This window comes from Pseudomonas sp. AC463, assembly GCF_979253585.1.
This window is the reverse complement of sequence record NZ_CEEDDZ010000503.1, coordinates 1-280: the sequence shown is the minus strand read 5'-3', so window position 1 is coordinate 280 and position 280 is coordinate 1. Positions and strand designations below refer to the sequence as shown.

1 protein-coding gene is annotated in these 280 nt (G+C 70.0%); it reads right to left on the bottom strand.

Features of this window, described 5'->3' with window-relative positions; genetic code table 11:
* The coding region (locus AC0IYH_RS31160) for an enoyl-CoA hydratase-related protein (RefSeq protein WP_471838064.1) at positions 1 to 280 on the bottom strand (280 nt) is incomplete at both ends.

Below are 280 nucleotides of genomic sequence, written 5' to 3'. Positions count from 1 at the left end.
CCTCTGCGGCGTCCATCATACGGCCGGTCAGGCACATCTCCATCGCCTTGGCCTTGCCGACCGCGTGCGCCAGCCGCTGCGATCCGCCCATGCCGGGCGAGACGGCGAGCTTGACCTCGGGCTGGCCGAACCTGGCGGTGTCGGCGGCGAGGATGAAGTCGCACATCATCGCGACCTCGCAACCGCCGCCGAGCGCGTAGCCGGCCACCGCGGCGATGATCGGCTTGCGCGTGCGGGTGAAGCGGTCCCAGCCGGCGAAGAAGTCGTGGCCGTACATATC